Source organism: Synechococcus sp. MU1655, assembly GCF_023630655.1.
Classification (GTDB): Bacteria; Cyanobacteriota; Cyanobacteriia; order PCC-6307; family Cyanobiaceae; genus Synechococcus_C.
Window position 1 is genome coordinate 1 of sequence record NZ_JAKUHK010000146.1, and the last position, 5,186, is coordinate 5,186.

General features: G+C 50.2%; 7 protein-coding genes and 1 pseudogene. 3 read left to right on the forward strand and 5 right to left on the reverse strand.

Translation table 11 applies throughout. The features are described 5' to 3' along the window. Window positions 1-115: 115 nt before the first annotated feature. The 4 genes from NCN04_RS07695 to NCN04_RS07710 form a co-directional block, all read right to left on the reverse strand. Window positions 116-397 carry a PqqD family protein gene (locus NCN04_RS07695; protein WP_250395690.1) on the reverse strand — a complete coding sequence of 94 codons (282 nt, stop codon included), beginning with the start codon at window positions 395-397 and terminating at the stop codon, window positions 116-118. Between the two features lie 497 nt (window positions 398-894). Further along, window positions 895-1,914 carry an inverse autotransporter beta domain-containing protein gene (locus NCN04_RS07700; RefSeq protein WP_250395691.1) on the reverse strand — a complete coding sequence of 340 codons (1,020 nt, stop codon included), beginning with the start codon at window positions 1,912-1,914 and terminating at the stop codon, window positions 895-897. Between the two features lie 86 nt (window positions 1,915-2,000). Continuing rightward, window positions 2,001-2,144, reverse strand: a complete 144-nt coding sequence (locus NCN04_RS07705; RefSeq protein ID WP_250395692.1) for a hypothetical protein — start codon at window positions 2,142-2,144, stop codon at window positions 2,001-2,003. A gap of 75 nt (window positions 2,145-2,219) precedes the next feature. Continuing rightward, complete coding sequence (locus NCN04_RS07710; protein ID WP_250395693.1) at window positions 2,220-2,468, reverse strand: hypothetical protein; 249 nt, start codon at window positions 2,466-2,468, stop codon at window positions 2,220-2,222. 188 nt (window positions 2,469-2,656) lie between these two features. Between NCN04_RS07710 and NCN04_RS10670 the strand changes: the two genes are divergently transcribed. The 3 genes from NCN04_RS10670 to NCN04_RS07725 all read left to right on the forward strand — a co-directional run bounded on the left by NCN04_RS10670 (window position 2,657) and on the right by NCN04_RS07725 (window position 5,014). Further along, window positions 2,657-2,803: a hypothetical protein gene (locus NCN04_RS10670; RefSeq protein ID WP_284498664.1), complete on the forward strand. Its 147-nt coding sequence runs from the start codon at window positions 2,657-2,659 to the stop codon at window positions 2,801-2,803. 576 nt (window positions 2,804-3,379) lie between these two features. Continuing rightward, a complete protein-coding gene (locus NCN04_RS07720) occupies window positions 3,380-3,850 on the forward strand; it encodes a hypothetical protein (RefSeq protein WP_250395694.1) in 471 nt (156 codons plus the stop codon). Window positions 3,851-3,889: 39 nt separating this feature from the next. Further along, a complete protein-coding gene (locus NCN04_RS07725; protein WP_250395695.1) occupies window positions 3,890-5,014 on the forward strand; it encodes a THUMP domain-containing class I SAM-dependent RNA methyltransferase in 1,125 nt (374 codons plus the stop codon). A 10-nt stretch (window positions 5,015-5,024) separates the two neighbouring features. Here NCN04_RS07725 and NCN04_RS07730 read toward each other — a convergent pair. Beyond that, a pseudogene (locus NCN04_RS07730) lies at window positions 5,025-5,186 on the reverse strand (phage holin family protein); the annotation flags it as partial.

Genomic DNA, 5,186 nt, shown 5'->3' on the forward strand with positions numbered 1-5,186 from the left:
GGTTGCAAAAAGCATCCATGCGGCGTTATTTTGTGCGCCTTAATTTCCAAATGCTTGGAGCAAATAAACTTGGTGGCGAAATCTGGGCGAAAAAGCTCAAAACATGCTTTTCGTTTTAATTGTCAACCACGGCAATCACTTTCTTCTCCAAGGCAGCTTCCAGCCAGGCTTCAACAGAGGACTTGCATTCATCTGAAGTGACTTCATATTCCGCCTGTAAATTCTTGCAGAGCTCAGGCAGTGTTGGCTGAGTTTTAAGTGCATTCCAAATAGCTGAGCCTGTCTCATTGAGAACAAGATAGTCGCAGGTATTACTTTGAAATAAAGCGACTTCGCCATCGAGTTCCGTACAGACAGCTTGGCGATGCTGCTTAAAACGTTTGGTGCTACTTACCATCTAACTTTTACAACTCATCATTATCATCCTATCAATAATCGCATAGGTCAATGTTCAGGTCATGGCATGCCAATCAGGTTCCCTGTTGCAAGGTCATTCATCTCGGATAACGCTTAGATGCAATAGTCATCAACCTCTGATGTCCCAAGGCTTGCGGCGTGATGCAGCTCGCTGTGGTCGCTCAAGTCACCACACTGCTAAGTGATAGAGAAAGGTGTAGGGAATGCTGCATGTATCAGGCGTCAGTACTCGGATGATGCCGCGCTTTGCCTGGCTGCACTTGCCTTCCCCAACCAAGTTGTTTTGAGTGTGATGGTGCCAGGTATTGGAAGTTGATTGATGGTCTTGTAAGCGTTACTGAAGAATTAAAAAGCCCCTGTTTCGCAGGGGCTTTGGGTGGTTTGACTAGAGAGTTTCAATAGTAGAAAGGGCTTTGGAATTTGGTTGGCGTACAACACTCTTCTTTTGTGTGTAAGCCACTGGCTAACTGGCAACTGTTAGCTAACTGTATTATCTTGGAAATTATTTTCTGTAGGTGGTGAATCTCGGGCTTCTTTCTGTTGGCACGCTTTATCAAAAAAACTACAATCGTGCACCCTTACATTCCTGTGCTTGGGTGATGCTGTTAATGCATTAATTGTTGGATTCTCCCACTTTTTCTTCGTCGCTGCTGTTGTACTTGGGCCACCAAAGCGAACTTTAAGGTCTGCTGAAACTCTTGTATCGAATGCTTCGTCGTAGGAGATGTTTACTCCTGCCGTTAAGCCACTGCTGATGTCGTAGGCGACTCGTCCGAGCACACCAGAACCATCAGCAGATCCAAGGTCACCATTTTGGTAGTAGTAACCAACAGAAGCATTCAACTCAGGAGTGATGAAATAACCAACATCAAGCCCGTAGGTGTTGAGTGCACCGCCTTGGTAAAAGAAGTTGAGATCTTGTTCCGTATCACCAATCGGAATTAAGGCATAGGCATTGAAGTTCCAGTCATTGGAAACTGCTTCCGCATTGACTGCCACCTGCTGGAAGAAAGCGCTCTCCTCTGTGCCGCTCACATTGATGCCGGTATCGTTTCCACCTGTATTCATCGGGCGGCTGTCATAACCAGCATTCAGCCCGTACATCCAACTGCGATCACCATTCAGCCAGCGGTAACCAAGCCGTGATGAGGTGCTGATCGTGGTACCAGCAACATCGGTATTGATGATGCTGCTGTTGTTTTCGTAATCAGCGAAATTAGCGTTAGCCAGGACATCAAGGAACCAAACGCTGTTGTCGCCAACAGAGAGAGGCAAGAACCCACCAATGCCTGCCTGATTCGGAGTACCCGCGCCTTGCAAGGCACCTTGAAAACCAAAGGTGGGTTTGACGACATCCTTGAGGCTGATGCTCATCACACCACCCAGATCCTCGGCGGTGTCAGCCTCTTGAGCAGCAGCAGGCAGCAGTGCGCCATTGGAGAGTGCCAGTGCAGCAACACCACTCAGCGATAACGACAGGCGTAAAGAACGCTCCATTTAAAAGAATCTATTAAGCGAACAATGCCTCGCTTGTGCTGCTGATACCCGCTGCAGTAGGCAGTTTCAGCTTTGTTGCTCTTCGCTCAATAACGGATTAAAAGCTCACGCCAAGCGTCCAAGCCATCTGCCTTATCGACGTGAAGGAGACAAACCACACAGCTTGTCCAGCTGAGATACAGCACCAACAACGGCACCGGGATTGTTTTGCGCCAAACCCATTCGCGCACTCTCGATCAATCAATGAATGGCCTGTGCAACTAAGTCAGTCCTTTCAACATTGCATTGATCAATATCCTCACGGATCAAGGCATAAGCCTGTTGAACAGTTCTCTGCGCTGTGCGGCGACTAAGCCCCCTTTGATTCCGCCAGCTGCGTCACCCCTGCAGTGCAGCTGTAACCCTCTAAAAGCATGGCGTGCGCTTGCTTGATCAAAGCCCAGCTCAGCAAGAGCAGCCCTAAGACGATGCCGGCATTCCTTTTGATCAAGCCTGTTGATCGCGTAATCCAAAACGCTGATCTCAGACCGATAAGCCGCGACCAAAGTACCCATGCTTTTGAACGGAGATTTGAACGGAATGCAATCCGCAACAAATTCTGAATAGCGAGGGCCCTTGTCCTGGAATGGTTTAAGGGGGCATTCCACCCCCACGAGTCACTTGGGTGATAAGGCTGACTTCACCCCATCTCCCTTAAAAGGGTCAGGCAGCAACAGGGGCTGCTTGACGGGAGAAACGTACGATGTTGTTCGCAGTTACGGGATTTGCTCTGACCGAGCAGGCTTCAGTCACCCTCCTTATGCCCCGTCGAAACCATTGCAGCCCCGAAGGGAGAATGGAGCTGAGCGGAATCGAACCGCTGTCCGAAACACCGGTGTGGACCACCTAGTCCGTTCAAGAACGGACTGTTTCATTCTGGCATCAAGAGCGATGCAATGCTCGACCAAGCGATCCTCAGATACAACAAGTTATTGCACAAAACCTTGAGAGGACTATCGAAAAGGCACTGAAACCACTTCATCGATCCCAGCTGAATCGGCACGAACGGCTGCCTCCCTCTAAAGGAATAAGGAACGTTTAGCTGATTACCACCAACCACCATCGAAGAAGGCTTGGACGTGGAAACTTGCAAGCGACTAGAACCAATGCTGACCTCCCCTCGAATCACCTTGGCCGCCTTCACGGAATCAACATAAAAAACGAATAAATAGCCAATAATGAACTTTATCGAGCCTGGCAACGCAGCAACAAACAACGATAGCGGCTCAGCATTTGCATGAAAGAACATGAGGCCAGCAAGAAAACATCAAAACCAAACCATATCAATAAAATTAAACCAAGAGTGTCGCCTAAAAGTAGCGAAACACCTGGGCAACACACAAACTAGAAAATCCAAAGAAAATCCCAAAAGGAGCTCACTCCTAAAAGCAAGTGACTACTCTAAAACCACTGATTGACAACGGATTTGGCCAAATTCAACCAAGTCTCTCTAAGAATCGTGATTTGGCTGATGGGGGCTGGTTACCTCTTCATTGAAGCCCGCGAATTCGTAGCCACTAAGCAACTCTCAAACATAGCAATATTTGCCATTTTGTTCATCCTAGCAAGCTACCAATCAAGCGTTTCGCGACTCTATATCTCTGTCAAGAAATTCGCGCCAGCATGTCGCTGTTACCGGGCATCAAGCCTGATGTTTACAGCTTCATTAATGGCAGTATTCGATGCTTCTCTTGACTTTTTAAAAAGCTCCATCTCACCCGAATCCCTCGCACCGATCGCCCTTACCTTGCTCTTCATCCTAGGGTGGAGTGTGAATTTAACGGCAGTTATCTTCACCCTGATCTCAATGGAATTGTTTCTCCCGATCATCATCTCTGGACCAAGCACACAACCTGCCGATTGGGATTCGAATACCGTTTCAAACAGTGGTGATTAAGCAAAAAACAGAGTGAAGAAGCAAGCAAGATCTGAGCGCATCAAAGGCGTTTCCGTACTCCCTCAAGGATTAGAGGAAGCTGGAGTGGCTGAGCTCGTGGCCCTCGGAGCCAAAGCGGTCAAACCACTACGGAGAGCGGCCACGTTTGAGGCCGACATGGCTTGCTTCTATCGGCTTCATTTGCAATGCCGACTTCCTTTTCGATTGCTTCGAGAAATGGCTCGTTTCCGATGCGATGGCCGCGAGACGCTGTATTCAGGGATTCAGGAAGGACTGAACTGGGAACGTTGGCTGCATCCTTCGATGAGTTTCCGGGTGGATGTCACCGGCACGGCTCCCGGCCTCAATCACAGCCACTACACCGCACTACAAATTAAGAACGCGATCGTCGATCGACAGCGCGACATCTGGGGGCAACGGTCCTCAATCGATCTCGAAGAACCCGATGTTTCCCTGCATGTGCATCTCGATCGAGAGGGTGGGGTCCTGAGTCTCGATGGATCAGGCGGCAGTCTCCACCGCCGCGGCTACCGCGCAGAAATGGGGGAGGCTCCGCTCAAAGAAAATCTTGCTGCTGGTTTGATCCGCCTGAGCGGATGGACAGGAACAACGCCTCTGGTCGATCCGCTCTGTGGCTCAGGGACGCTCCTGATCGAAGCGGCATCCTTGGCTGCAGGCCATGCCCCGGGACTGAACCGCAGCTTTGCCCTTGAAGGCTGGGCTGATTTTGATGACGACCTTTGGAGAGAAGAAAAAGAGCGCGCGCTCAACCGCCAAGAGCAGGGCCAATTCCAGCCGATCATCATTGGCTGCGAACAGGATCCATCGATTGCCAAACAGGCTCGCAACAACGTCGAGGCCGCTGGTCTTTCCCACTTGATCTCCATCCAAACGGGAGATTTCAGAGATCTCCAACTTCCAGAAGGACCAGGAACGATCGTTTGCAATCCTCCTTATGGATTACGTGTCGGAGCCGATCAGGATCTTGAGGCGCTGTATGGCGATCTCGGTGCCATGGTGAAAACCCAGGCCTCAGGATGGGACTTCTGGTTGCTCAGCGGCAATGCTGGTGTCACGGGAGCCCTCCGGATGAGAGCGTCCCGACGTATGCCGATCAACAATGGTGGGATCGACTGCCGCTGGTTGCACTACCAGGTGCGTTAGCCGCAATCGATCAACGCCCCATCACAGCACGGGTGGTTTTGGACAAGCCTTCAAGGGTCTGCGGCAAATAAGGACCCTTCGCCAGCTGTCCTCCAATCCGCAAGCTCGCACCAGCAAGCACCACATTCAATACAGCAAGGGTGAGCAACGACTGCATCAAGGTCCAGTTGAA

Coding starts and splice junctions, on each gene's coding strand:
- NCN04_RS07700 (WP_250395691.1), bottom strand. CDS start 1,914: ATGGAGCGTTCTTTACGCCTGTCGTTATCGCTGAGTGGTGTTGCTGCA.
- NCN04_RS07710 (WP_250395693.1), bottom strand. CDS start 2,468: ATGGGTACTTTGGTCGCGGCTTATCGGTCTGAGATCAGCGTTTTGGAT.
- NCN04_RS10670 (WP_284498664.1), top strand. CDS start 2,657: ATGTTGTTCGCAGTTACGGGATTTGCTCTGACCGAGCAGGCTTCAGTC.
- NCN04_RS07695 (WP_250395690.1), bottom strand. CDS start 397: ATGGTAAGTAGCACCAAACGTTTTAAGCAGCATCGCCAAGCTGTCTGT.